Here is a 23,313-nt window from a genome sequence, read left to right as displayed (position 1 = left end):
CCTCATGACTGAAACCTCCACACCCGCCCTGTCGACAGCCCAGCCGGAAGATTTCTTCCAGCTACTGAAGCCGCGCGTGATGTCGGTGGTGATCTTCACCGCCTTCGTGGGTCTGGTGGTCGCGGGTGGGGATATCGACTGGATTTCGGCGGCCATCGCCATTCTGTGTATCGCGGTGGGGGCCGGGGCAGCGGGGGCACTGAACATGGCGCTGGAGGGCGAGACCGACGCCCTGATGCGGCGTACGCGCGGGCGACCGGTCGCAGCGGGCCGGGTCAACAAGAACGACGCCATGACTTTCGGCGTCGTCCTGTCGATCTTCTCGGTCATGTTGCTGGGGATGACGACCAACTGGCTGGCGAGCGGTCTGCTGGCCATGACCATCGTCTATTATGCCGGCTTCTACACCCTGCTGCTGAAGCGGCGGACGCCCCAGAACATCGTCATCGGCGGGGCGGCAGGGGCCTTCCCGCCCGTGATCGGCTGGGCGGCGGCGACGGGTCAGATGCCTTGGCAGGCGTGGCTGCTGTTCGCCATCATCTTCCTGTGGACGCCGCCGCACAGCTGGGCGCTGGCGCTGTATTCGGCGGGCGATTACGCCAAGGCGGGCATTCCGATGATGCCGGTGGCGCGCGGTGCGAAATCGACCCGACTACAGATCCTGATCTATTCGCTGGTCTTCGTGCCCGTGGCGATCGCGCCGGGCTTCACCGGTCTGGGCGGGCCGGTCTATCTGGCGGTGTCCATCCTGGGTGGGTTGGGCTTTCTGCTTCTGGCTTTCCGCCTGTGGAAGTCTCGCGCAGGGGATGCGCCCGACAAGGCCGAGGCCGTGGGGCGAGAGGCCGCATTGTATGATGTGCGTGCAGAGGCCAAACCGGCACGAAACCTGTTCGCCTTTTCGATCCTGTATCTGATGGCGCTGTTCGCCGCCCTTCTGGTCGAGCGCCTGACCACCTTCGTGAGCCTGTGAGATGATGACCCTGCGTCTGACCCCCGAAGAGATGAGCGCCCGCAAGAAGCGCAACCTGGCCATCGCCGGCGTGCTGGTCGGCTTCATCATCCTGGTGTTCGGCGTGACGGTGCTGAACCTCAAGCGCAACATCGACGCGCGCAAGGAGGCCATCGCGGCCGGCCAGCCCGTCGGCTACGCGGGCTAGGGCGATGGAACGCAAGAACCTCATTGCCATCGCCTGTGCGGGCGGCGTCATGTTCATGACCGGGGCGGCCTTTGCGGCCGTGCCCCTGTATCAGATGTTCTGTCAGGTCACCGGCTTCGACGGCACGGTGAAGAAGGCGGACAAGGCCCCTGACGCCGACCAGGTGCTGGACGACACGGTCCTGATTCGCTTCGACACCAATGTGCGCGGTCTGCCGATGACGTTCCGGGCCGAACAGGTCAGCCAGCGGGTGCGCATCGGCGAGACGGGCATGGCCTTTTTCGACGTGACCAACACTTCTGACCAGCCGATTCAGGCGACCGCATCCTATAACGTCGTTCCCGAGACTGCCGGGCCCTATTTCCAGAAGCTGCAATGCTTCTGTTTCGACAGCCAGACGATCCAGCCGGGGCAGACGATGAAATTCCCGGTCAACTATTTCGTCGCGCCCGAGATCGCGACCGATGCCGAGAGCAGGGGGATCAGCGAAATCACCCTCAGCTACACCTTCTATCCGACCAAGGGTGCCGAAGTGGCGGCCGTGACGCCTTCTGCCTCTGGCGCAGCCGGATAGCGGGCGCTATAGCCCACCCTTACGATTTCGACCGTACAAGAGACCCTAGATGGCCGACGCCCACGCCGCTCCGCATCACGACTACCACCTGGTAAACCCCAGCCCGTGGCCGCTGGTCTCGTCCATGGCCACCGTGGTCATGATGATCGGGGCTGTCGTCTGGATGAAGGGCCTGGTCACCGTGGCCCCCGACGCAGAGATCACCCTGGCCGGGGCCCTGTTCGGCAAGGGCGAGATGGCGCTGTTCTTTGCCGGTCTGGCCGGCGTTCTGGTCGCCGCCTTTGCCTGGTGGGCCGATGTGATCAAGGAAAGCCGTCAGGGCGACCACACCCCGGTCGTGTCACTGGGCCTTCGCTACGGCATGGTGCTGTTCATCGCCTCGGAGGTGATGTTCTTTGCGGCCTTCTTCTGGATTTTCTTCGAGATGTCGCTGTTCAATGCGGCGCGCGAGAACGTGCCGGAAATCGGCAACTGGGCCGATACCGCCGCCGCCTGGTCGACCTGGCCGCCGCAGGGCATCGAGACCCTGGACGCCTGGCAGTTGCCGCTGCTGAACACCGTCATCCTGCTGCTCAGCGGCACGACCGTCACCTGGGCGCACCATGCGCTGCAACAGGGCGACCGCAACGCCACCAAGATCGGCCTGGCCATCACCGTGGCCTTGGGCATCCTGTTCACCGGCGTGCAGGTCTATGAATACGAACACATCATCCACGAGAACCTGTTCTTCAACGATGCCGCCGCCAACTCGGGCCTGTACGGCTCCATCTTCTTCATGGCGACGGGCTTCCACGGGTTCCACGTGCTGCTGGGCACCATCTTCCTGATCGTCTGCCTGTTGCGTCTTCTGGCCGGGCAGATGAGCCCGGAGAAGCATTTCGGCTTCGAGGCCGCCGCCTGGTACTGGCATTTCGTGGACGTGGTGTGGCTGTTCCTGTTCGCCTTCGTCTACGTGGTCTTCGGTTGAACCCAGACCCACAGTCTGTGACGCCAGCGCCGGCCCGGATCGATGCGATCCGGGCCGGACTGCTTTGCCGCTGCCCTCACTGCACCAAGGGGCCGCTGTTCGCAGGGTTCCTGAAGGTCGTCGACAGGTGCTCGGTCTGCGGGTTCGACTTCACCCGTCTGAATACCGGTGACGGCGCGGCCATCTTCATCATGCAGATCGCAGGCGGGATCGTGGTGTTCGGGGCCCTGTTCGTTCAGATCGCCTATGATCCGCCGATCTGGGCCATGCTGATCGTCTCCCTGCCGCTGGTGGCGGGACTGTCCCTGGGTCTGATGCGGCCGGGCAAGGGGTTGATGGTGGCCCTGCAGATGAACCATTCCTCTCCCAACGGGGGAGGGGGACCGCGAAGCGGTGGAGGAGGCAAGCCTCAAGCTCTGACATCTGCGGTCAGCCCCCTCCACCACCCTTCGGGCGGTCCCCCTCCCCCGACGGGGGAGGAATAGATGCGGCGACGCTTCCCCTTCGGGTTGACGATCGTCTGCGTCGTGGCCTTCGGCCTGCTGATCAGCCTGGGCAGTTGGCAGGTTCAGCGGTTGCAGTGGAAACAGCGACTGATCGCGCGGTCGGAGGCGGCGACGACATTGCCGCCCGTGTCTTTGGGAGCGCTGTCCCGACTGCCGGACCCTGAGTTCCGCAAGGCTGTCCTGACGTGCGACTTTCAGAACCAGCCCTTCGTCGAGCTTCAGTCCATTCATGACGGCCAGGCCGGGGTGCGTCTGATCTCTGCCTGCGAGGGTTGGCTGGTCGATCTGGGCTTCGTGGCCGACACGGTCAGTGCGCGTCCTGTCCGTCAGCCCGCCGCCATCCCTGCCATCGTCGCGGAGGCGCGCCGGGTAGAGGCCCCCAATGGCTTCGCTCCGCCGCCCGAAGGCAACCGCTTCTACGCCCGAGACACCGCCGCCATGAGCCGCGCCCTGGGCGTGCAGGGGGCGGTACGGCCCTATGTCCTGTTCGCTACCGGCTCGGCCTGGCCGCAATGGCAGGCCATCGAGCCTTCTGCTCCCCCAGCCGCCTTTTCGAACAACCACCTGGGCTATGCCCTGACCTGGTTCGGCCTGGCGCTGGCGGTGATCGCTTTCTACATCGTGCTGCTGAGGCGCAGACTGCGTACTGGCACCCCTGCCAAAGACATCGAAGAGAGTTCCACCTGACCACCCTTCACACCCTGTCCAATGGCGTCCGCGTCGTCTGCGACCCCATGCCGGGCCTGCGCACCCTGGCCCTGACCGTGGCCGTGCGCGGCGGGGCGCGGTGGGAGGACGAGGGGCGTTCGGGGTGGTCGCATTGCCTGGAGCATCTGGTGTTCAAGGGCGCGGGCGACATGGGTGCGCGCGACATCGTCGAGCGGGTCGAGGCCGAAGGTGGCTCCATCAACGCCTCGACCGGCTATGAGCGGACCAGTTTCGACATCCGGGCGCTGGACGGGTCTCTGCCTCTGGCCATGCAGGTCCTGTCCGACCTGGTGTTCCGCCCGACGCTGGATCCCGCCGAGATCGAACGCGAAAAGGATGTGGTCGCCCAGGAGATCGCAGAGGCCTTCGACACGCCCGACGACCATGTGTTCGAAATGGCCCAGACGCGGGCCTGGGCCGGTCAGCCGCTGGGCCGGCCGATTCTGGGGTCGGTCGAAAGCCTGAAGCCGCTGGATCGCGACAGCATCGGCCACTGGCGAGCCCAACTGTATTCGCCCGACCGCATGGTGGTGGTGGTGTCGGGGGCGGTGGACGAGACCGAACTGCTGGCCTTGGCCGAGCGCTGGTTCGGTGACCAGGCGGCGACGCCTGCCCAGATTCCGGATGCGCCGCGGTTCATCGGCGGCGACGCGGCCCTGACCCGGCGGATCGAGCAGGCCAATATCGTGTTTCAGCTGCCCGCCCCCTCGGCGCGGGATGCGACCTATACGGCCGCACGCCTGATGACCGAAATTCTCGGCGGCGGCATGGCGTCTCGCCTGTTCCAGAGCGCGCGCGAGCAACGCGGCCTGGCCTATGCCATCGATGCCTATCATGAGCCGTATGAGGACGCGGGCATTCTGGGGATCTATTCCGGAGCTTCCGCCGACCGCGCCGTCGAACTGGCCCAGGTGTGTGCCGCCGAGTTGAAGATGCTGGCAACAGAGGGGCCGACGGCCGTCGAGCTGTCGCGGGCCAAGGCCGTGCTGAATGCAGGCCTGTGGATGTCGGACGAAAGCCCGGCATCGCGCGCGGGACGGCTGGCGGCCCAGGTTCTGATCTTCGGCCAGCCCATTGCGTCCCAGACCATGGCCGACCGGACCCTGGCCCAAACCGTCGAGGACGTGCGGATGGCGGCAGCCACAACACTGAGTGCCGGCCTGGCCGCGACGGCCGTGCTGGGGCCGAAGGCGGCGGCTCCAGCGGGCCGGGCATTCCGGGACGCCCTTTTCGCCTGATCGTTCGCAGGTTAGTCTTTTCTCATGGCCCTGCTGGACTGGATCACCGAAGCGAGCGGGCCTGTGGTCAAGGGGCAGGGAGTCATCCTGCGCATGCCGAGGGGCTCGGACTATGAGGCCTGGGCCGAACTGCGTCACGCATCCCAGGCCTATCTCCAGCCGTGGGAGCCCTTGTGGCCCGATGACGACCTGACGCGCGGGGCCTATCGGCGGCGGATGTCGGTCTATCAGCGCGAGATGGAGGCCGGGAACGCCTGGCCGTTCTTCGTCTTCGCGGAGCGGGATCGCCAGTTGCTGGGGGCGATTACCCTGTCCAATGTCCGCCGCGGTGTGGCCGAGATGGCGACGCTGGGTTACTGGATCGGCCAGCGGCATGCGGGGCGGGGCTTCGGCACCGCCGCGGTACGAGCCGCCATCGACTATGCCTTCGACGGTTTGCGGCTGCATCGGGTCGAGGCGGCCTGTGTCCCGCATAACCACGCCTCGCGCCGTGCGCTGGAAAAGGCGGGGTTTGCACTCGAAGGACGTGCGAAGGCTTATTTGAAAATTAACGGCGATTGGGCAGATCATCTCCTGTTCGGCGTCGTGAATGACGGCACCAAACGCGGCGGCTGATTCCCGGCTGCCCAGTCAGGACCGGATTTTGCGTTGAACACTCGTTCCAGAAGTCTGGCCTGGGATGCGACGACGGCGATCGAGGCGCTGGCCGCCGCCGATACGGCGCTGTGGATCTGGACGCCCTCCGATGACCAGATGCGCTTCACCGGGGCGACGCGGGCGCTGGGTCTGGGGCCGCTGGCGCCGGATTGCACCGGCGCGGCCTTCTGTGCGGTGGCCATGCCTCAGGACCGGACCCTGGCCGAGCGGATACTGAAGCCGCAGGAGGAAGGCACCGAAGTCGCCGTACGCCTGCGCATGCGCGATGCCCAGACCTGTATCTGGCGCGGCGTCTGGCTGGAGGATGGCCTGCGGGCGGCGGGCGTCGTGGCGCTGGAAACGAAGTTCGCTGCGTCGGAGCGGGATGTCCTGACCGGCTTGCTGGACCGCAGGGCGTTCATCGCGCGGCTGGGCGAAACCCTGACGCAGAACGGCGAGTACGAGATCGTGGTGGCGGATGTGGATCGCCTTCGCCGGCTGAACGAGGCGCTGGGCCATGACCGTGCCGACATGGTGCTGGCGGCTCTGGGCTCACGCCTGGCCGCCGCCTTCGTCCAGAATGCCCACTGTGCCCGCATCGGCGAGGACGAGTTCGCCGTCGTCGTGCCGCGCGGCAACGGCAGTGCCTCGGAGCGGATGCGCGAGGCGCTGGAGCAGCCGCTGCGCATCGCAGGCTTCGACATCTATCCGACCGTGTCGATCGGGGCAGCGGCGGCCGAGGGCGGGCCCGATGCGGCGGATCCGTCCGAACTGCTGCGCCGGGTCGAACTGGCGGTCGAACAGGCCAAGAGCGTGGGGCGCGGCGGTATTGCCGCCTATGGCCGGGCGTTGGAGACCGACAGCCTGTCGCGCCTCGCGCTGGAATCCGACCTGCGTAACGCCTTCTTGCGCGGCGAGATCGAGCCCTTTTATCAGCCTGTCGTGAACCTTCAGACCGGGGCCGTGGCGGGCTTCGAGGCCCTGTGCCGGTGGCGGCATCCGACGCGCGGCCTGGTGCCGCCGGACGCCTTCCTGGGGCTGGCGGCCGAAATGGGGCTGATGAACGACCTAGGCCTGCTGATGATGACACAGGCGTCGCGGCAACTGGCCGAATGGCTGGCGCGGCATCCGTCGGCGGGCAAGCTGTTCTGCAGCGTCAACCTGTCGGTCGGAGAGATCGAGCGGCCGCGTCTGGTCGAGGATGTGACGCGCATCATCGCCGAGGCCAAGCTGCCGGCCGGCGCGCTGAAGCTGGAGGTTACCGAAGGCGACATCATGCGCGACACCAGCCGCGCCGCCGAGGTGTTGCAGCAGCTGAAGGATGCCGGTGCATCGCTGGCGCTGGACGATTTCGGGACCGGGTTCTCGTCCCTGACATGGTTGGCGAAGCTGCCGTTCGATACGCTGAAGATCGACCGCTATTTCGTTCTGACGATGGACAAGGACGAGGGCTCGGCCAAGATCGTCAAGTCGGTCGTCAACCTGGGCCGCGACCTGTCGCTGGAAGTCGTGGCCGAGGGGGTTGAGAACGCCGGCCTGGCCGCTCTGCTGCTGGACGCGCAATGCCACTACGGTCAGGGCTTCGGTTACGCACCGGCGCTGCCGGCTCAGGAAGCCGAGGTCTATCTGAACGAATCGCTGGCTGATGGCTCAGCGCCGATCAAGGCGCGGTCGGCTTGAAGCCGGTTCTGCCGCCGCTGCCACACAGAAACATTCACTGGGTCTATGCCGCACTCACTATTCTGATTGCGGTTGGTGTTTCATACGCGAGTAGTCAGAGGCAGCCGGGCTCTGTCAGGACGGCGCTGATCGAAAGCGATCCGACCCTGTCACGGCATACGATCGATCTCGAAAATACAGGTTCGTTCCGTGAGAGCGATGGCACCGTCCCCCGCAGGCAGCGACTGTGGTGCGGTACTGTTCGCGGACGCGAGAACGGAAGGGTCGCTGCCGTGGTGTACAAGGGCCGACGGTCACAGAGAGCGGAAGTTCTGGAACTGGCAGAAGAATGGGAAGCCCGGCTGGACGAACGCGAACTTTGGCTTCTCGCGGAATGTCGCCGACTGACCTAGGCCCGCCCGCTCTGTCCTGACAGTCGAGCCGGGTCGATGCCGAGAGTGCCTAAAGCCTTGGACCATTTGGCGTCGTAGTCGGTGTCGAAGATGAGATCAGCGTCGGCCTCGGTCGTGATCCAGACATTCTCGCCCAGTTCATCGTCCAGTTGACCCTCGCCCCAGCCGGCATAGCCCAGCAGAAGAACAGACCGGCGCGGACCTGTGATCGGGTCGGTCATGGCGATCAGGGCCTCTCGCGTGCCGGTCATGGCCAGACCCTGGCCGAACGCCAGCGAGGCGTCGTCGATCAGCCAGTCGTCCGTATGCAGCACGAAGCCGCGCTCGCGCTCGACGGGGCCACCAATCAGGACGGCGCGTTGGGCGCTGGCGTCGGGCGCGTCAGTCTTCAGCTTGGTCAGCACTTCCTTCAGGTCGATCCCCGGCGCGGGACGATCCAGCCGCAGGCCCATGGCATGGTCGGGCTCGTGCGCACAGACCAGGATGACGGCGTGCTCGAACCGCGGGTCGCTTATGCCGGGCATGGCCACCAGCAGCCGTCCGACAAGGGATTGGAAATCGTCCATCTGCTTATCATCGGGGGCACGGCGCGAAGGCGCAAGGTGTGCCGCCGCAGCATTCGCAAGCGTGGCCGCTTGGCGTGTGGACCCTGCGGGCCTATCTGGGCGTTGAGACCTCTCTCACCCCTACATCGGAGCCTGCCCATGACCATCCAGATCGGCGATCGCATCCCCTCGGCGACCCTGACCCGTGCCACGGACGACGGCCCCAAGCCGATTTCGACCGACGAGCTGTTCGGCGGCAAGACGGTCGCCCTGTTTGCGGTGCCAGGGGCCTTCACCCCGACGTGCTCGGCGCGTCACCTGCCGGGCTTCAAGGACCATCGCGGCGACCTGTCGGCGAAGGGCGTGGACACCATCGCCTGCCTGTCGGTCAACGACGGTTTCGTCATGGGCGCCTGGGCCGACAGCCAGGGCATCGGCAAGGATGACATCCTTATGCTGGGCGATGGCAATGGCGACTTCACCCGCCAGATCGGCCTGTCCATGGACGCCAAGGGCTTTGGCATGGGCGAGCGGTCGCAACGCTATTCGATGATCGTCAAGGACGGCGTCGTCGAGCAGTTGAATGTCGAGCAGGGCGGCGAGTTCAAGGTGTCGTCGGCCGAGCACCTGCTGGGCCAGCTCTAGTCCTGATCAGGCGGCGGCGCTGGTTTCCAGCGTCGCCTGCTCCATCGTCATCACATGGGTGATGGCCCCGATCAGCATGGGCGGCGTGATCGGCTTGGGCACGAAATAGGTCATGCCGGCGTCAGTGCAGTCCTGAATGTCGCGCGGCGAGGTGTCGGCGGTGACCGCGATGATCGGAGTACGGGCATTGGGGCCGTTGCCCGCCCGGATGCGTCGCGTGGTCTCGCGCCCGTCGAGTTCCGGCATCCTCACATCCATGAAGATGAGGTCGAAGGGGCTGGTCCGGCAGATGTTCAGTGCAGCCATGCCGTCGGCAGCCGTATCGATATCGCAGCCCAGCGGTTGCAGGATCAGCTGGATAGCACGGCGGTTGATGTCGTGGTCGTCCACGACCAGCACCCGCATAGGGCGGCCCTCTTCCTCTTCGACAGGAGAGGGTTCGGACGAGGTAGTTTCAGTTTCAGGCGCGGCAGGCACCGGCTCGGGAGCGCATGAGGCGGTCGCCGGTGCCGAGAATGCCGGCTGGGTCCTGTCAGCCAGTCCCTGGGCGATGACGTCGCGGCTGGCCTGATCCAGTACGGCTGAAATGGCCTGCGCGGTTTCGGCCGCCTCCAGATGCAAGGCGAGCGTGAAGGCTGCGCCCTGGCCGGGCCGACTGCGTGCCGTCAGTCGGCCGCCCATCAGATCGGCCAGTTGACGGCTGATAGCCAGGCCGAGCCCGGTGCCGCCGTGCGTCGCACTGATGCCGTCGATGGTCTGATCGAAAGGGGTGAACAGGCGCGATAGCTGGTCCACCGTCATGCCTGGTCCAGTGTCGGCAATCTCGATCAGGATCGCATGGCCGCTGGGCTCCTCGGCCCAGGCATTGAGACGAAGCGTGATCGCGCCGGTCTGGGTGAACTTCATCGCGTTGGAGACGAGGTTGTTCAGGATCTGGCGCAGGCGCATCGGGTCGCCGCGCACCATGGCCGGAACTGTCGCTGCACCTTCGACCCTCAACCGCAGGCCCTCGGCGCGAACGGGCCCGTCCCACAGACGGACGGTTTGGGTCAGAAGGTCACGCAGGTTGAAGTCGACCGCCTCCACGGTCATGTGGCCCGCATCCAGCTTGGCGTGGTCCAGCAAATCGTCCAGCAGCGCCTTCATCATGTAGCCGGCATCGCTGATCAGCCGCGCCTGGCCGCGTGCCGTGCCATCCGGCGCGCCTTGTTCCAGTTGCGATGCGCCGGTCAGGATCGCGCTGATGGGCGTGCGCAGGTCATGGCCGATGGCGGCCAGGAAGGCGCTGCGGCCTTCCATGATGCGTTCGGCCTGAAGCCGTTTTTCCTCGGCCTCGATGCGTGCACGGCTCTCGGAAGTCTGGGCGGCGTTCAACCGGGTCCAGACGGAAAAGGCGAAGCCCATGAAGACCGCGACAGAGATGGCGGCGGCTGCAACCAGGGCTGATGATGCCCCGTAGACGTACATGAACACCGGCGTCAGGATCATATAGATCGATTGGGGAACCATCGTCAGTGTCAGGACAGCGATAGAGCGCGGGGAATTGATGATCGAATATGTCGCCGCTCCGGTCAGCATGATGACCGCACAGATACCGCCCATGGGGCCGCCGACCAGCCATAAGGGGATTGTCAGGCTGCCGTAGTAGCTAGAATTGATCGTCAGGGTCAGCCAGCCGAGGGCGCGGCGCGCACCGGCGAGGTGAGGAGCTTCTTCCTTCAGGACGGGACGAAAGGTCCAGAGGTCCAGGCCCTGGATCGCAAAGTAGCCCAGCAGCCAGGCAAGACTGAAGGTGCCACCAAGGATAGGGCTGAACACCATGGCGGTGACGGCAGCGATGCTGAGCCGCTGCGTCAACGCCTTGCGGCGCTGGCGGATCGCGGCGGTCCATCCGTGGGTCGGCGCAGAGGATTTTTTGGCCGTGGCGAGCGCCATTCGAAGTCCCGGTTCAGGCAATGTCGCCCATCACCCGAACAATGGCAGACCTGCCCTAACGCTCCGTCAACGGGCGGTTCCCACGGCCTCGTTGACGCATGTGAAGCCATCGGCTCGGAGCCGTTCGGTCAGATCGCGCTTGATGCGCCCGACCAATCCAGGACCACCGTAAATCAGCGCGGAATACAGCTGAACCGCGCAGGCCCCGGCCCGGATACGAGCATAGGCCTCTGCCCCTGAATCGATGCCCCCGACGGCGATGAGGGGCAGTCGACCCGTCGACGCTGCGGCGGCGGCGGTCACAGCCGCACGGGCGCGGACCTGCAAGGGGCGACCCGATAGACCGCCCGCCTCCTCTCGGTCGCGTGACCGCAGGGTGTCGGGGCGATCAAGCGTGGTGTTGGACACGATCAGGGCGTCGATCCCGTGGTCGAGCGACGCCTCGACGATCAGGGCGATCTCGTCCGATGTCAGGTCGGGTGCGATCTTCAGGAAGACCGGCGTGCGGTCGCCACTCCGCGCCTCGGCCAGACGTCCCAGCAGATCGTCCAGGGCGGCGCGGCCCTGGAGCGCGCGCAGGCCCGGCGTATTGGGTGAGGAGACATTGACGGTGACATAGTCGGCCAGGCCCCTGAGCCGTTTCAGGCCGGCGACATAGTCCGCCGCCTTGTCCTCGGTATCCTTGTTGGCCCCCAGATTGGCCCCGACGACGGTGCCGGCCGGCCGGGTCTTCAGGTGCTTGGCGAACACCTCCAGCCCGGCATTGTTGAAGCCCATGCGGTTGATGATGGCCTGATCCTCGGTCAGGCGGAACAGGCGTGGCCGGGGGTTTCCGGGTTGGGCCCGCGGCGTTACGGAACCGCATTCCACGAAGCCGAAACCCAGACGCGACAGGCCCCGCAAGGCCTCGCCATTCTTGTCGAGGCCAGCCGCCAGCCCGACCGGATTGGACAGGTTGAGGCCGGCCAGCCGAGTACGCAGAACGGGATCGTCCGCACCAGGAGCAAGTAAGGGCAGTGTCTTCAGCGCCCGGATGGCCAGGCCATGGGCGGTTTCAGGATCAATCAGGCGAAGGGCGGCGGCCCCCATGTCGGACAGGCTCATCGCGCAGTTTCCCCACTGGGCCAGTCGGTCGAGCCATCAGCGAATCGAGGCTGGCCCTTATCGTCGACCGCCAGTCCGCGCACGGGCCCAGCGGCCGTCAGGGGCAGGTCACCATAGATGTGCGGGAACAGATCGCCGCCACGCGACGGCTCCCAGCGGACGCTGTCACCAAGGGCGGCAAGATCGACCGCGACCAGCCGCAGGTCACTGCGCCCCGCATAGTGTCTGGTTGCGGTGCCTGGCAGTTGCTCTGCCGTAGACAGGTGAATGAAGCCGTCGGCGCGATCCAGGACAGAGCCGCAGTAGACCCCTTCGGCACGGGCCGCCTGCCATTCCCGGCCATCGACCAGCTTGTAGGCGATCGGGGTCATAAGCCGCCCAGATCGCGGGGCTGGATGAAGCCCTCGAACGTGCAGCGCCCGGCCACATCCACGGTAAAGATGGCGGCGGCACCGGGCGGAAAGCCTCCGCTCATCCGGTCAAGAATGGCGGGAGAGGCCGCGCTTTCGATCAGATACTCGACTGCCAGCTGGTGCACGCCGGGATTGTGCGCCAGCAGCAGCAGGCAGCCGGCCTCGTCTTCGGCTGCCTCGACGGCCTGGCGCAGGGTGTTCGCACCGGCGTTGTATAGAGCCTCCTGTTCGCGCACATCGACGTCGCCGAATGCGTTGTGCGCCAGCTCCCAGGTCTGGCAGGTGCGGACCGCTGACGAGACCAGCGCTAGGTCAGGCCGCAGGCCTCTGGCCGCCAACTCTCGGCCCATGGCCACGGCGTCCGTCTGGCCCCGTGCGGAAAGGGCGCGGTCGCGGTCGTCGCCCGAGGCGGCGGCGCGCTGGGCCTCGGCATGGCGCATCAGGATCAGTCTTTGCATGGACAGCCCTTTACGGGCGTTCGGGCGGTACCGCCAGATCGCGCCGTGACCGCGAGGCGGGTTGAGGTTGAAGCGACGGTGTCTGGATCGGCACGGTGGCCACGGCCCCGCCTGGCCGCGCGCGTGCATAGGCTTGTCGTGTAGCCTCCAGCAGGATCACGCCAGCGGCATTCGGCATGACGTGGCGACCGATCTGCTCCAGCCCATCGGCCAGCGGCAAGAGCGGCCCCCAGGGCGGGACATAAAGGGTCTGTGACCAGGCGGTGGGCTCCAGTCCGGCTCCACGCACCAGGCCCTCCAGTTGCCGACGCGTGAAAGGGCGACCGTGACCAAAGGGTGTGCTCTCCGCCCGAGCCCACATACCGCCCCGCGCAGCGGTCACCAGAATGACACGCCCGGCTGGGGCGAGCGCGCGTACGGCCTCTGCCATCAGCGCCTGCGCATCGTCGGCCTCTTCAAGGGCATGGACCATCAGAATGCGGTCGAACGATCCCGCCGCGAAGGGCAGGGCGCGGTCGTCGATCAGGACGGTGCGGTTCTTTCCGACCGAAGGCCAATGTTCGACACCTTGCCCCCCCGGCATGGCCGCGACCAGTCGGCGTGCGCCAACGAAGGCATCCAGCCAGGGTGTGGCATAGCCTATACCCAATACATCGCTGTTGACCGCCTCGCCCCAGGCGTCGTCGAGCCGACGCGCCAACAGGCGACGGACAAGCGCCCCGGCTGGCTCGCCGTAGAAGGTTCGGAGTTCTTCGATACTGCGCCGCATGACCACACCATAGGCTGGACCGGATGGCGCTGCTAGGATGAGGCATGACCCTGGATGTTCGCCTGTTTCCTTGCCTGACCGACAACTATGGCCTGCTGGTACGAGACTCGCAGACCGGAGTTGTAGCCACGATCGACACACCTGATGCGGAGGCCATTCTGGCCGATCTGGAGGCCTCGGGCTGGGGGCGGCTGGATATGATCCTGAACACTCACTGGCATCCCGATCACACGCAAGGAAACGCGCGACTGAAGTCCGAGACGGGCTGCGAGATCGTGGGACCGGAGGAGGTGCGCAAGGTGGCACCGCTGGATCGCGTGATCAGGGGCGGCGACACGGTCATGCTGGGCGAAGTGGTTCTGGAGGTATCGGATGCGCCGGGCCACACCCTGGGCCACATCGTCTATCGTGCCGCGGATGAGGGACAGGCGTTCGTCGGTGACGTGCTGTTTCCGCTGGGCTGCGGGCGGTTGTTCGAAGGCACGCCCGAGCAGATGTGGGCCAGTTTGCAGGTCCTGGCGGCCTGGCCGGACGAGACGGTGATATGGTCGGCGCACGAATATACAGCGGCCAATGCTCGGTTTGCGATGAGTGTGGATAAGCGGACTCAGATGTCCGATCACGCGGCCAGCCTCTTTGCGGCGCGGAAGGCGGGTCAGCCCACTGTGCCGACGACGCTGGCCAGCGAGAAAGCCTTCAATCCATTCCTGAGAGTGACAAGTGCTGCCGAGTTTGCCGCACTCAGGGCAGCCAAGGACAGCTTCAGCGGCTAGCGACGCGGGGTTCAGGCAGCAGGGCGCGGATGACCCGCGACGAGGACGGGCGGCCTGCCTGACCCTGGCGGGGGTCGACGGTGACGACCAGGCGGCCCCGGCTATAGCTCACATTGGAGCGTACGCCCTCGTTGATGGTGATGCTGCGCAGGTCATTCAGTCTGGACCGCGCACTGGGCGAGCGGGCGATGCGGGCCACGGCGTCGGTGGTCACGATCAGAGCTTCGACGCATAGCGCCTCCGATTCGTCGCCGTCGAGATTGATCTCGACCAGCCGACCCAGGGCCTGGCTGAGCATGACGCTGCGACGTGCCATCAGATCGAACAGTCGCACGGGACCCAGCGACGGTGGAGCCAGGCTCTGTCCCGCGCCGGTATAGGAGGCAGGCGAGCCGCCGGGCGATCGGGGAGTAAAGACGGTGATGGCTCCCCCCTGAGTCACGCGCAGGACCTGCTCACCCGCGTCGTTGCGATAGATGACGTCGCCTCTCGGAGCCGCCATGGGGCGCAGAACCCAGGTCTCCTCGCGCCGGTCAAACCGCAGCAGGGGGCGCGATCCCGACCGGTCGATCATGAAGCCTTCGCCGGACTCCGACACATAGCGGCCGCTGGGGGGAAGCGTCGGAGAAGGCGCGCCCTGATTGCGCAGGCGGGCGCTCTGTTCGGCCTGGGCATTGCTGCGGGTCTGGGCAGACGCGGGCTCGACTATGGCCAGCAGGGACAGGGCCCCCGCCACGATGGCGAGCGCCATCGTGGTCGGAAGCGGCCTTCGCGCCCTTCTGACACTCGCCGAGTTCATGACGCGATTGGTGAAACCCCCCCGCGGCGGATTTTGGGCAGGTACGGGGTCAGCCGACCAGATACTGACCGCCGTTCAGCGACAAGGTGCAGCCTGTGACATATCCAGCACGCTCGCCGGACAGCCAGGACACCATATCGGCGATTTCTTCGCCTTTTCCGAGCCTTCCGACAGGGATCTGGGCGATGATGCCAGCCAGGACCTTTTCATCCATGGCCCCCACCATTTCGGTGTCGATGTAGCCGGGCGCGATACAGTTGACGGTGACGCCCTTGCGCGCGTTCTCCAGGGCAAGGGCCTTGGTGAAACCGATCATTCCGGCCTTGGCGGCGGAATAGTTGGTCTGGCCGATCTGACCCTTCTGGCCGTTGATCGAGGAGATGTTGACGATCCGGCCAAAGCCCCTGTCGCGCATGCCGGTGATCACCTGGCGCGTCATATTGAAGACGCTGTCCATGTTGACGCGGATCACGTCGGACCACTGGTCATGGCTCATCTTGTGGAAGAAGCCGTCGCGGGTGATGCCGGCATTGTTGATCAGGACGTCGACGGGGCCCAGTTCGGCCTCTACGTCAGCGACGGCCCGGGCACAGTCGTCGAAGCTGCCGACATTACCCTTGACGACCATGACGCCGAGCTCGCGCGCTGTGGCCTCGGCGGCTTCCGCATTGCCGGAATAGCCGGCGGCGACGGACATGCCGTCTTCCTTCAATCGCTGAACGATCGCCTTGCCGATGCCGCGGGTTCCACCCGTGACCAGAGCCACTCGTGCCATATGCATTTCCTGTCCTCGGGCGGGGGCCTCTGAAGCGGGCCCCCTGCCGTTGGACAACCCTAGACCGGCCTCGTCGCAGGCATCAACCGCAGCGGGGCAAAAAGCCGATGGGGATCAGGCCGCCAGTTTTTCGATATCCAGGACGAAGCGATAGCGGACGTCGGACTTCTCCATCCGCTCATAGGCCTCATTGATGCGGTCGGGCGCGATCAGTTCGATGTCGCAGGCAATGTTGTTGGCGGCGCAGAAATCCAGCATCTCCTGCGTCTCGCGGATGCCGCCGATCAGCGACCCGGCCACGCGCCGACGACGCCACAACAGGGGCATGGCGAACACCGGCATCCCATCCGTCGACAGGCCCAGCATGACCATGGTGCCGTCCTTGGCCAGCAGGTTCAGATGGCCCGCGATCTCGTGCGTGGCCGAAACGGTGTTGATGATCAGGTCGAACTTCTCGGCCGCCGCCTTCATCGCATCCTTGTCGGAGTTGATCAGGAAATGCTTGGCCCCCATCCGCTCGGCATCGGCCTTCTTGCGGTCGGAGGTGGACAGCACGGTGACCTCGGCCCCCATGGCCGCCGCCTGTTTGACCGCCATATGGCCCAGACCGCCCAGGCCGACGACGGCGACCTTCGAGCCCGGTCCGACATTCCAGGTCTTCAAGGGTGAATAGGTCGTGATGCCCGCGCACAGCAACGGTGCGGCGGCGTCCAGCGGAATGCTGTCGGGGATGTTCAGCACATAGTTCTGATCCACCACGATGGCGTCGGAATAGCCGCCTTGGGTAATCGTCTGGCCCACCTCGCTGCCCTTGGGATCGGGCGAGCCATAGGTCTGGGTCATGCCGGGGACGCAGTACTGCTCCTCGCCTTCCTTGCAGGGTGCGCACTGCCGGCAGCTATCGACCATGCAGCCAACGCCGACCCGGTCACCTTTCTTGAAGCGGGTGACGTTGGCCCCGACCGCAGTGACGATGCCGGCGATCTCGTGACCCGGCACGATGGGATAGCGGGTATTGCCTAGGTCGTTCTTCACGATGTGCAGGTCGGAGTGGCAGACGCCCGCGAACTTGATCGCGATGGCCACATCATCCGGACCCGGATCGCGCCGCTCGAAACTGTACGGAGCCAGCGGCTTGTCTGAAGCGGTAGCGGCAAAGGCGCGGGTGGCGATGGGCATGGGTGGACCTCCGTGATCTGTGGTTCAGGTGAGGCTGGCGGACCCGCTTCGCAACGCCATCAGCCCAGTTTCTTTATCAGCGCCTGCGCCGCCGCCGGGTTGCGCACCTTTGCGCCCGAGATGAAATAGGCGAAGACATCACCGCGTTTCGCCCAGGCCTTCGTTTGTTTCGCCACCGCATCCAGTTCGTCCGAGGTCATGCCCGTGGGCTCATCCTCGCGGCTGGACATCAGCCGGGCATAGGTGAAGTCGGCTGTCGGCTGGTCGATCCGGGGCCATTCGGGCGCTTCGTCATCGACGGCATAGACGATGGCTGCACCGTATTTTGCGGCTAAGTCGTAGAACTGCTGCGTGTCGAACGTCGGGCTGCGGACCTCCAAAGCGTGGCGCAGACGCAGGCCGTCCTTCTCGGTCGGCAATAGTTTCAGGAAGCCCTCGAAGTCCTCGGCATCGAACTTTTTGGTGGCCATGAACTGCCAGTTGATCGGCCCCAGCTTGTCGCCCAGCGCCGTCAGCCCCTGGTCCAGAAACCGGTCGAAACTCTCCTTGCCGTCGCTCAGCACCTTGCGATTGGTGCAGTAGCGGCTGGCCTTGACCGAGAAGACGAACCCTTCGGGCGTCTCGTCTCGCCATTTCATCCAGCTGTCGGGCTTGAAGGTGGAATAGTAGGTGCCGTTGATCTCGATGCTCGTCACCGCCCGGCTGGCGAACTCCAGCTCGCGTTTCTGGACCAGATCGGACGGATAGAAGACGCCTCGCCAGGGCTCATAGGTCCAGCCGCCGATGCCTGCGTAAATCTGACCGCTCATGTCCCGCCTCTTGTCCAGGAGACAGATTACGCATCGTCGATGGCACACGCCAGCGGATAGCGGTGTGGTTTCTCAGCCCGCGATCGCCGCCTGCATCCCGGCCAGCAGGCTGGCCGCGGTGATGGGTTTGGGGACGTGGTGATCGGCACCGGCGGCGAAGGCTTGATCCCGATGTTCGGCCATGGCGTTGGCGCTGAGCATGACGACGGGCGTACGCGGGCGGGCAGGGCTGCCGGCTTCGAGATCGCGGATCGCGCGCGTGGCGGTCAGGCCGTCCATCACCGGCATCTGCATGTCCATCAGGACGATGTCGAACAGGCCGCGCTGGAATGCCGCCAGGGCCTGCGCACCGTCGTCCACGGTGACTACCTCCGCCCCGTGTGTGCCCAGGATGAGCTGGACCACACGCTGATTGGTGGGATGGTCCTCGGCCAGCAGGACGCGTAGGGCGGGCAGGGGGACATCCGCGACCTCGGGCTGGCGAGGTTCGGCCCTGGCAAGGCCAGTCTCCAGGCGCACGAGCGGCAGCTCGACTATGAACCGGCTCCCGACACCGGGGGTTGAGGTCGCCGAGATGTGCCCGCCCATCAGCTCCACCAGGGCCAGGCAGATCGACAGTCCCAGACCCGAGCCGCCGAACCGCCGGGTGATGCTGCTGTCGGCCTGGCTGAAACGGTCGAACAGGCGTCGGGCGTGATCCGGACCGAAGCCCACCCCGGTATCCTCGACTTCGAAACGCAGCAGAGCGTGGCCGTCCTCGTCATCCGAGACGGCGAAGCGGACGGTGACCGAGCCGGTCGCGGTAAACTTGACGGCATTGGACAGCAGATTACCCAGCACCTGGCGGATACGGGTGCTGTCGCCGATGAAGGTGCCGTGAGCATCGGCCGGGCGCTCGACGATGAAGGCCAACTCGCGATCTTCGGCGCGCAGTCGCATCAGATCGAGGGGTGCGGCGATGGCTTCGTCCAGATCGAAGGCGCGGGCCTCGATGTCCAGCTGTCCGGCCTCGATCTTGGAGACGTCCAGGATGTCGGAGACCAGCCGTTCCAGTGTGCCGCCGGAGGCCGAAATCAGCGAGACCATCTCGGCCTGTTCGGGGCTGAGGGCGGTGCGGGACAGTGCGTCGACGATGCCGATGACACCGTTGAGGGGGGTGCGAATCTCGTGGCTCATATTGGCCAGAAAGTCGGACTTGGCGCGGTTGGCTGTTTCGGCGGCGGTCTTGGCCTCGATCAGGGCGCGTTCGGCAGCGACCTTCTCGGTGACATCGCGGGCCACGCCATAGATGCGGTCGCCAAAACGGTGGGCGCGCCATTCAAGGGTGACGTCGTGGCCGTCCCTGTGGCGATAGCGGTTCACGTGACCGACGACGGGGTCGCCTGGTCGGCGGTTTTCCACCTCGACGACGCTGTCCAGGGTGCCCGCCTCGTCCTCGGGATTGAGCAGGTCCAGCAGGCGCCGACCCTCGATCTCATGCGGGTGGTAACCCAGGACGGTGAACCAGGACGCGCTGGCCTTGACCACCAGACCGTCCAGATCGCGAACGACCAGCAGGTCGAGCGAGACGTCAAAGAAGGTGTCCAGATCGACCCGCGCAACGTCACCGGTACCGACGACGTCGGGCGAGGTGGCGAGGGTCAGACAGGTCATCGGCAACGCTTCCTACTGGGAACACCACTCATCTACCTGCGAGGGGTTAAGGTCACCTTTGCGGTGACAGATCAGTAGGCGAAATCACGGTAGATTCGCTCGACGTCGCCCTGCCAGTCGCCGTGATACAGCTCCAGCAGGCGTTCCGCCGGGGTGATGCCGCTGTCGGCGATGTCTTCCAGTTCGGACAGATAGCCGCGCTCGTCGACCATGCCGCCGCTGAAGCGGGCGCGGTTCTTGAGGCCCTGTTTGGCGATATTGACCAGGTCGACGGCGATGTCGCGCACACTGCGGCCCGCGACTTCGGCCTTGAGGCCCAGGCGGGTAACGTCGCGGCGCAGGCGTTCGTGGTCGGCGATGTCCCAGTCCTTGACCAGATCCCAGGCGGCAGCCAGCGATGGCGCATCATAAAGGATGCCGGCCCACAGCGCCTGCAGCGCGCAGATCCGACTCCACGGACCGCCGTCGGCCCCGCGCATCTCCAGATAGGCCTTCAGCCGGACCTCCGGGAAAAGGGTCGTCAGGTGGTCGTTCCAGTCCTTCAGCGTCGCGCGCTCGCCGGGCAGGGCGGGCAGGCCATCGGTCATGAAGCTGCGGAACGACTGTCCCGACAGGTCGACATAGGTCTCGCCGCGCTTGGCGAAATACATCGGCACGTCCAGCGCATAGTCGGCGTAGCGCTCGAAGCCGAACCCGTCCTGAAACACGAAGTCCAGCATGCCGGTGCGGTCTGGATCGGTGTCGGTCCAGACATTGGCGCGGGCGCTGAGGAAGCCGTTCGGCTTGCCCTCGGTGAAGGGCGAACAGGCGAACAGGGCGGTGGCGATCGGCTGCAGCGCCAGGGAGGTGCGGAACTTGGCCACCATGTCGGCTTCGCTGTCGAAGTCCAGGTTCGACTGAATTGTGCAGGTGCGCAGCATCATGTCCAGGCCCAGCGTGCCCTTCTTGGGCATATAGGCGCGCATGATGCCATAGCGGCCCTTGGGCATGATGGGCACGTCCTCGCGCCGCCACATCGGGTCGAAGCCTGCGCCCAGAAAGCCCAGGTTCAGCTGATCCGCGACCTGTTTGACCTCCATCAGGTGGCGGCCGGTCTCATCGCAGATTTCGTGCACATCCTTCAGTGGAGCACCGGACAGTTCGAACTGGCCGCCGGGCTCCAGGCTGATGGAGGCGGTCATGCCCTCTGAATTCTTGCGCTCCAGGGCGATGACGTGGCCAGCCTCCTCGACGGGGGTCCAGCCGAAGCGCTGCAGGCCGGTCAGCATGGCCAGTATGCCGCTGTCGCCCTCATAGGTCGGGCGCCGCAGGGTGGTGCGGTCAAAACCGAACTTCTCGTGCTCGGCCCCGATACGCCACTGGTCGCGGGGCTTGATGCCCTTCGACATGGCCCCGATCAGATCATCTCTGGAAAGCGGCGCGTGATCGGCCATCTGTAACCCCTGCTGTCGCGGCTAGATGGTGGGAAACGGCGGTTTCCTCAAGAGGGAGGATGCTGTTTGCCCTATCTCTCCCAATCGCCTGCCGCCGCCTGCCACAGGGTCATAGCCGCGATGGCGGCGGTGTCGGCGCGCAGGATACGCGGACCCAGCGATACGGCGGTGGTGAAGGGCAGGGCGCGGAGACGGTCTCGCTCTTCCGGTGAGAAGCCACCTTCAGGACCAATCAAGATGGCCCAAGGACCCGGCGCGGTGTCTTTGAGAGCCGTCATCACGGGCGCGCCGCCCGTTTCGTCGCAGAACATCAGGCGGCGGCCGTCCTCCCAGCCGTCGAGAATGTCCGACAGTTTCACCGGGTCGTCGATGACCGGCACGTCCAGACGACCCGTCTGTTCGGCGGCCTCTTCGGCGATGGCGTCCAGACGGTCCAGGCGGATGCGGTCGGTATTGGTGCGCTGGGTAAGCGTCAGCCGGACGCGGCGCGCCCCCAGTTCGGCGGCCTTCTCGACAATGGTTTCGACCCGCGCCTTCTTGACCACGGCCACGATCAGGTCGAGGTCGGGGCCGAAGGTCTGGGGCCGCACAAGTTCCTGCGCCTTCAGGATGACGCCCTTCTTGAGCACCTCGGCGACCACGCAGCGCCACTCGCCGTCCTGCCCATTGAAGACCAGCAGGTCGTCACCTGTCTTCAGCCGCATCACCTGGGTCAGGTAGCGCGACTGGTCGAGCGTCGGCGCGACTGCGGCACCGGCAGACACAGGCTGGGGGACGTGGAGGCGGATCATGACCGGCTCTGTGCCGTCAGAGCGTCCGTGCGATCAAGAGCTTCATGATCTCGTTGGTGCCGCCATAGATGCGCTGGACGCGGGCGTCCTTGTACAGCTGGGCGATCGGGTATTCGTTCATATAGCCGTAGCCGCCGTGAAGCTGGAGCATCTCGTCGATGGTCTCGCCCTGGATGTCGGTGACCCAGTATTTGGCCATGGAGGCGGTGGCGGCGTCGAGCTGACCCTTCAGGTGCAGACCGATGCAGTGGTCGGTGAAGACCTTGGCGACGGTCAGCTTGGTCTTGACCTCGGCCAGTTTGAACTGGGTGTTCTGGAAGTCGAGGATGCGTTTGCCGAAGGCCTTGCGCTCTTTCACATAGGCGATGGTCTCGGTCAGGCCACGCTCGGCGGCGGCGACGCCCTGGACGGCGATGTTCAGCCGCTCCTGCGGCAGTTGCTGCATCAACTGGACGAAGCCCTGGCCCTCGTTGCCGCCGATGATGTTCTCGGCCGGGATCTTCACATCGTTGAAGAACAGCTCGGAGGTATCGTTGGCCTCCATACCGATCTTGTGCAGGTTCCGGCCGCGTTCGAACCCTTCTGCACCGTCGGTTTCGACCACGATCAGGCTGGTGCCCTTGGCCCCTTCGGCGGGGTCGGTCTTGGCTACCACGATGATGAAATTGGCCAGTTGGCCGTTGGTGATGAAGGTCTTGGAGCCGTTCAGGACGTAGCCGTTGCCGATCTTGACCGCAGTGGTCTTGATGCCCTGCAGGTCCGAGCCTGCGCCCGGCTCGGTCATGGCGATGGCCCCGACCAGCTCGCCCGAGACCAGCTTCGGCAGCCAGCGCTGCTTCTGTTCCTCGGTGCCGTAGTGCCAGATGTAGGGCATCACGATCGCATTGTGCAGGCTGATGCCGAAGTGGTCGGCTCCCTTCCAGCCCAGCTGACGCATCAGCACGACTTCGTGGCGATAGTCGCCGCCCATGCCGCCGTCTTCCTCGGGCATGGAAATCCCCAGCAGGCCCGCGTCGCCCGCGTCGTTCCAGAGCTGGCGCGGGACGGAGCTGTCGGCGATCCACTGCGCGAACTTCTCGGGCGGTGCGTGCTCGTCGATCCATTTTCCTACGCTGTCGGAGAAGAGGGTGATCTCCTCATCCTGCATGAAGTCGGGGTCGGGGCTGTTGAGGATGTTCATGGCGTTTCCGGAGACTTCGAATTGAGTTGTTGCTCTGCGTTCCAGTTTTTTGGCGGCCGCTCGGTTTGTGACAACCAAGGTGCACCCGCCGCGATCCAGCGCCGGCGCAATTCCGCATGACTAACGGTTGCATCGTCGTATCCGGTCTGCGTCCCGCAACAGGCACATATCTCCTGATAACGTTCGCTTGAGCT

26 protein-coding genes are annotated in these 23,313 nt (G+C 65.5%); 12 read left to right on the top strand and 14 right to left on the bottom strand.

What is annotated here, in order from left to right:
* Window positions 1-4 precede the first annotated feature (4 nt).
* Genes cyoE through AC4PRM_RS03215 form a run of 10 tightly spaced genes read left to right on the top strand, consistent with a single transcriptional unit; the run spans window position 5 to window position 7,858 of the window.
* Window positions 5-970 carry a heme o synthase gene (gene cyoE / locus AC4PRM_RS03260; RefSeq protein ID WP_492038766.1) on the top strand — a complete coding sequence of 322 codons (966 nt, stop codon included), beginning with the start codon at window positions 5-7 and terminating at the stop codon, window positions 968-970.
* Window position 971: 1 nt separating this feature from the next.
* A complete protein-coding gene (locus AC4PRM_RS03255; RefSeq protein ID WP_373256147.1) occupies window positions 972-1,157 on the top strand; it encodes a cytochrome c oxidase system small membrane protein in 186 nt (61 codons plus the stop codon).
* 4 nt (window positions 1,158-1,161) lie between these two features.
* Window positions 1,162-1,731, top strand: a complete 570-nt coding sequence (locus AC4PRM_RS03250; protein ID WP_373256146.1) for a cytochrome c oxidase assembly protein — start codon at window positions 1,162-1,164, stop codon at window positions 1,729-1,731.
* Between the two features lie 49 nt (window positions 1,732-1,780).
* Window positions 1,781-2,698, top strand: coding sequence for a cytochrome c oxidase subunit 3 (locus tag AC4PRM_RS03245; protein WP_373256145.1), 918 nt, complete (start codon window positions 1,781-1,783; stop codon window positions 2,696-2,698).
* Window positions 2,699-2,715: 17 nt separating this feature from the next.
* Window positions 2,716-3,183: a DUF983 domain-containing protein gene (locus AC4PRM_RS03240; protein ID WP_492038765.1), complete on the top strand. Its 468-nt coding sequence runs from the start codon at window positions 2,716-2,718 to the stop codon at window positions 3,181-3,183.
* Window positions 3,184-3,891: an SURF1 family protein gene (locus AC4PRM_RS03235; protein WP_492038764.1), complete on the top strand. Its 708-nt coding sequence runs from the start codon at window positions 3,184-3,186 to the stop codon at window positions 3,889-3,891.
* Between the two features lie 47 nt (window positions 3,892-3,938).
* Complete coding sequence (locus tag AC4PRM_RS03230; RefSeq protein WP_492038763.1) at window positions 3,939-5,150, top strand: M16 family metallopeptidase; 1,212 nt, start codon at window positions 3,939-3,941, stop codon at window positions 5,148-5,150.
* A 24-nt stretch (window positions 5,151-5,174) separates the two neighbouring features.
* On the top strand, window positions 5,175-5,765 hold the full coding sequence (locus AC4PRM_RS03225; RefSeq protein ID WP_492038762.1) for a GNAT family N-acetyltransferase: 591 nt from the start codon (window positions 5,175-5,177) through the stop codon (window positions 5,763-5,765).
* A 33-nt stretch (window positions 5,766-5,798) separates the two neighbouring features.
* Window positions 5,799-7,466 carry a putative bifunctional diguanylate cyclase/phosphodiesterase gene (locus tag AC4PRM_RS03220; protein ID WP_492038761.1) on the top strand — a complete coding sequence of 556 codons (1,668 nt, stop codon included), beginning with the start codon at window positions 5,799-5,801 and terminating at the stop codon, window positions 7,464-7,466.
* Window positions 7,463-7,858, top strand: a complete 396-nt coding sequence (locus tag AC4PRM_RS03215) for a hypothetical protein (RefSeq protein ID WP_492038760.1) — start codon at window positions 7,463-7,465, stop codon at window positions 7,856-7,858. The genes AC4PRM_RS03220 and AC4PRM_RS03215 overlap by 4 nt, the downstream gene beginning before the upstream one ends.
* On the opposite strand, the gene AC4PRM_RS03210 is transcribed toward AC4PRM_RS03215, so the two are convergent.
* A complete protein-coding gene (locus AC4PRM_RS03210; RefSeq protein ID WP_373256138.1) occupies window positions 7,855-8,424 on the bottom strand; it encodes a YqgE/AlgH family protein in 570 nt (189 codons plus the stop codon). The two genes, AC4PRM_RS03215 and AC4PRM_RS03210, sit on opposite strands and share 4 nt — an antisense overlap.
* A 138-nt stretch (window positions 8,425-8,562) precedes the next feature.
* Between AC4PRM_RS03210 and AC4PRM_RS03205 the strand changes: the two genes are divergently transcribed.
* Window positions 8,563-9,048, top strand: a complete 486-nt coding sequence (locus AC4PRM_RS03205; RefSeq protein WP_373256137.1) for a peroxiredoxin — start codon at window positions 8,563-8,565, stop codon at window positions 9,046-9,048.
* Window positions 9,049-9,054: 6 nt separating this feature from the next.
* Here the strand turns inward: AC4PRM_RS03205 and AC4PRM_RS03200 are convergent, their stop codons facing one another.
* The 5 genes from AC4PRM_RS03200 to AC4PRM_RS03180 all read right to left on the bottom strand — a co-directional run bounded on the left by AC4PRM_RS03200 (window position 9,055) and on the right by AC4PRM_RS03180 (window position 13,727).
* Entirely contained in the window at window positions 9,055-10,983 is a 1,929-nt protein-coding gene (locus AC4PRM_RS03200) for an ATP-binding protein (RefSeq protein WP_492038759.1), read from the bottom strand.
* Between the two features lie 66 nt (window positions 10,984-11,049).
* A complete protein-coding gene (locus AC4PRM_RS03195; protein ID WP_492038758.1) occupies window positions 11,050-12,087 on the bottom strand; it encodes a quinone-dependent dihydroorotate dehydrogenase in 1,038 nt (345 codons plus the stop codon).
* Window positions 12,084-12,458 (bottom strand): DUF952 domain-containing protein, encoded by a 375-nt coding sequence (locus tag AC4PRM_RS03190; RefSeq protein WP_492038757.1) that lies wholly within the window; start codon window positions 12,456-12,458, stop codon window positions 12,084-12,086. Before AC4PRM_RS03190 ends, AC4PRM_RS03195 begins: the two co-directional genes overlap by 4 nt.
* Window positions 12,455-12,958: a SixA phosphatase family protein gene (locus AC4PRM_RS03185; protein WP_492038756.1), complete on the bottom strand. Its 504-nt coding sequence runs from the start codon at window positions 12,956-12,958 to the stop codon at window positions 12,455-12,457. The genes AC4PRM_RS03190 and AC4PRM_RS03185 overlap by 4 nt, the downstream gene beginning before the upstream one ends.
* 10 nt (window positions 12,959-12,968) lie before the next feature.
* Window positions 12,969-13,727, bottom strand: a complete 759-nt coding sequence (locus AC4PRM_RS03180) for a class I SAM-dependent methyltransferase (RefSeq protein WP_492038755.1) — start codon at window positions 13,725-13,727, stop codon at window positions 12,969-12,971.
* A 44-nt stretch (window positions 13,728-13,771) separates the two neighbouring features.
* Here AC4PRM_RS03180 and gloB point away from each other — a divergent pair, with 44 nt between their 5' ends.
* Entirely contained in the window at window positions 13,772-14,500 is a 729-nt protein-coding gene (gene gloB / locus AC4PRM_RS03175; RefSeq protein ID WP_492038754.1) for a hydroxyacylglutathione hydrolase, read from the top strand.
* On the opposite strand, the gene AC4PRM_RS03170 is transcribed toward gloB, so the two are convergent.
* The 8 genes from AC4PRM_RS03170 to AC4PRM_RS03135 all read right to left on the bottom strand — a co-directional run bounded on the left by AC4PRM_RS03170 (window position 14,490) and on the right by AC4PRM_RS03135 (window position 23,119).
* Complete coding sequence (locus AC4PRM_RS03170) at window positions 14,490-15,251, bottom strand: DUF4908 domain-containing protein (RefSeq protein ID WP_373256122.1); 762 nt, start codon at window positions 15,249-15,251, stop codon at window positions 14,490-14,492. The genes gloB and AC4PRM_RS03170 overlap by 11 nt on opposite strands.
* Before the next feature lie 97 nt (window positions 15,252-15,348).
* The gene (gene phbB, locus AC4PRM_RS03165) at window positions 15,349-16,074 is read right to left on the bottom strand and encodes an acetoacetyl-CoA reductase (RefSeq protein WP_373256121.1); all 726 of its coding nucleotides are present in this window, start codon (window positions 16,072-16,074) and stop codon (window positions 15,349-15,351) included.
* Between the two features lie 114 nt (window positions 16,075-16,188).
* A complete protein-coding gene (locus AC4PRM_RS03160; protein WP_492038753.1) occupies window positions 16,189-17,253 on the bottom strand; it encodes an NAD(P)-dependent alcohol dehydrogenase in 1,065 nt (354 codons plus the stop codon).
* 59 nt (window positions 17,254-17,312) lie between these two features.
* Complete coding sequence (locus AC4PRM_RS03155) at window positions 17,313-18,062, bottom strand: DUF72 domain-containing protein (protein ID WP_492038752.1); 750 nt, start codon at window positions 18,060-18,062, stop codon at window positions 17,313-17,315.
* A 72-nt stretch (window positions 18,063-18,134) separates the two neighbouring features.
* On the bottom strand, window positions 18,135-19,715 hold the full coding sequence (locus tag AC4PRM_RS03150) for an ATP-binding protein (RefSeq protein WP_373256116.1): 1,581 nt from the start codon (window positions 19,713-19,715) through the stop codon (window positions 18,135-18,137).
* Window positions 19,716-19,786: 71 nt separating this feature from the next.
* The gene (locus tag AC4PRM_RS03145) at window positions 19,787-21,148 is read right to left on the bottom strand and encodes a glutamate--cysteine ligase (protein WP_373256114.1); all 1,362 of its coding nucleotides are present in this window, start codon (window positions 21,146-21,148) and stop codon (window positions 19,787-19,789) included.
* A gap of 71 nt (window positions 21,149-21,219) precedes the next feature.
* Complete coding sequence (locus AC4PRM_RS03140) at window positions 21,220-21,939, bottom strand: 16S rRNA (uracil(1498)-N(3))-methyltransferase (protein WP_492038751.1); 720 nt, start codon at window positions 21,937-21,939, stop codon at window positions 21,220-21,222.
* A 16-nt stretch (window positions 21,940-21,955) separates the two neighbouring features.
* On the bottom strand, window positions 21,956-23,119 hold the full coding sequence (locus AC4PRM_RS03135; RefSeq protein ID WP_492038750.1) for an acyl-CoA dehydrogenase family protein: 1,164 nt from the start codon (window positions 23,117-23,119) through the stop codon (window positions 21,956-21,958).
* Window positions 23,120-23,313: the final 194 nt, after the last annotated feature.

The organism is Brevundimonas sp. DW-iso22 (genome assembly GCF_058725425.1).
This window is presented reverse-complemented; position numbering and strand designations above follow the sequence as displayed.

Coding starts and splice junctions, on each gene's coding strand:
- gloB (WP_492038754.1), top strand. CDS start 13,772: ATGACCCTGGATGTTCGCCTGTTTCCTTGCCTGACCGACAACTATGGC.
- AC4PRM_RS03155 (WP_492038752.1), bottom strand. CDS start 18,062: ATGAGCGGTCAGATTTACGCAGGCATCGGCGGCTGGACCTATGAGCCC.
- AC4PRM_RS03135 (WP_492038750.1), bottom strand. CDS start 23,119: ATGAACATCCTCAACAGCCCCGACCCCGACTTCATGCAGGATGAGGAG.
- AC4PRM_RS03190 (WP_492038757.1), bottom strand. CDS start 12,458: ATGACCCCGATCGCCTACAAGCTGGTCGATGGCCGGGAATGGCAGGCG.
- AC4PRM_RS03210 (WP_373256138.1), bottom strand. CDS start 8,424: ATGGACGATTTCCAATCCCTTGTCGGACGGCTGCTGGTGGCCATGCCC.
- AC4PRM_RS03235 (WP_492038764.1), top strand. CDS start 3,184: ATGCGGCGACGCTTCCCCTTCGGGTTGACGATCGTCTGCGTCGTGGCC.
- AC4PRM_RS03255 (WP_373256147.1), top strand. CDS start 972: ATGATGACCCTGCGTCTGACCCCCGAAGAGATGAGCGCCCGCAAGAAG.
- AC4PRM_RS03225 (WP_492038762.1), top strand. CDS start 5,175: ATGGCCCTGCTGGACTGGATCACCGAAGCGAGCGGGCCTGTGGTCAAG.
- AC4PRM_RS03170 (WP_373256122.1), bottom strand. CDS start 15,251: ATGGCGCTCGCCATCGTGGCGGGGGCCCTGTCCCTGCTGGCCATAGTC.
- phbB (WP_373256121.1), bottom strand. CDS start 16,074: ATGGCACGAGTGGCTCTGGTCACGGGTGGAACCCGCGGCATCGGCAAG.
- AC4PRM_RS03140 (WP_492038751.1), bottom strand. CDS start 21,939: ATGATCCGCCTCCACGTCCCCCAGCCTGTGTCTGCCGGTGCCGCAGTC.
- cyoE (WP_492038766.1), top strand. CDS start 5: ATGACTGAAACCTCCACACCCGCCCTGTCGACAGCCCAGCCGGAAGAT.
- AC4PRM_RS03200 (WP_492038759.1), bottom strand. CDS start 10,983: ATGGCGCTCGCCACGGCCAAAAAATCCTCTGCGCCGACCCACGGATGG.
- AC4PRM_RS03245 (WP_373256145.1), top strand. CDS start 1,781: ATGGCCGACGCCCACGCCGCTCCGCATCACGACTACCACCTGGTAAAC.
- AC4PRM_RS03180 (WP_492038755.1), bottom strand. CDS start 13,727: ATGCGGCGCAGTATCGAAGAACTCCGAACCTTCTACGGCGAGCCAGCC.
- AC4PRM_RS03145 (WP_373256114.1), bottom strand. CDS start 21,148: ATGGCCGATCACGCGCCGCTTTCCAGAGATGATCTGATCGGGGCCATG.
- AC4PRM_RS03250 (WP_373256146.1), top strand. CDS start 1,162: ATGGAACGCAAGAACCTCATTGCCATCGCCTGTGCGGGCGGCGTCATG.
- AC4PRM_RS03160 (WP_492038753.1), bottom strand. CDS start 17,253: ATGCCCATCGCCACCCGCGCCTTTGCCGCTACCGCTTCAGACAAGCCG.
- AC4PRM_RS03230 (WP_492038763.1), top strand. CDS start 3,939: ATGCCGGGCCTGCGCACCCTGGCCCTGACCGTGGCCGTGCGCGGCGGG.
- AC4PRM_RS03150 (WP_373256116.1), bottom strand. CDS start 19,715: ATGACCTGTCTGACCCTCGCCACCTCGCCCGACGTCGTCGGTACCGGT.
- AC4PRM_RS03185 (WP_492038756.1), bottom strand. CDS start 12,958: ATGCAAAGACTGATCCTGATGCGCCATGCCGAGGCCCAGCGCGCCGCC.
- AC4PRM_RS03195 (WP_492038758.1), bottom strand. CDS start 12,087: ATGAGCCTGTCCGACATGGGGGCCGCCGCCCTTCGCCTGATTGATCCT.
- AC4PRM_RS03205 (WP_373256137.1), top strand. CDS start 8,563: ATGACCATCCAGATCGGCGATCGCATCCCCTCGGCGACCCTGACCCGT.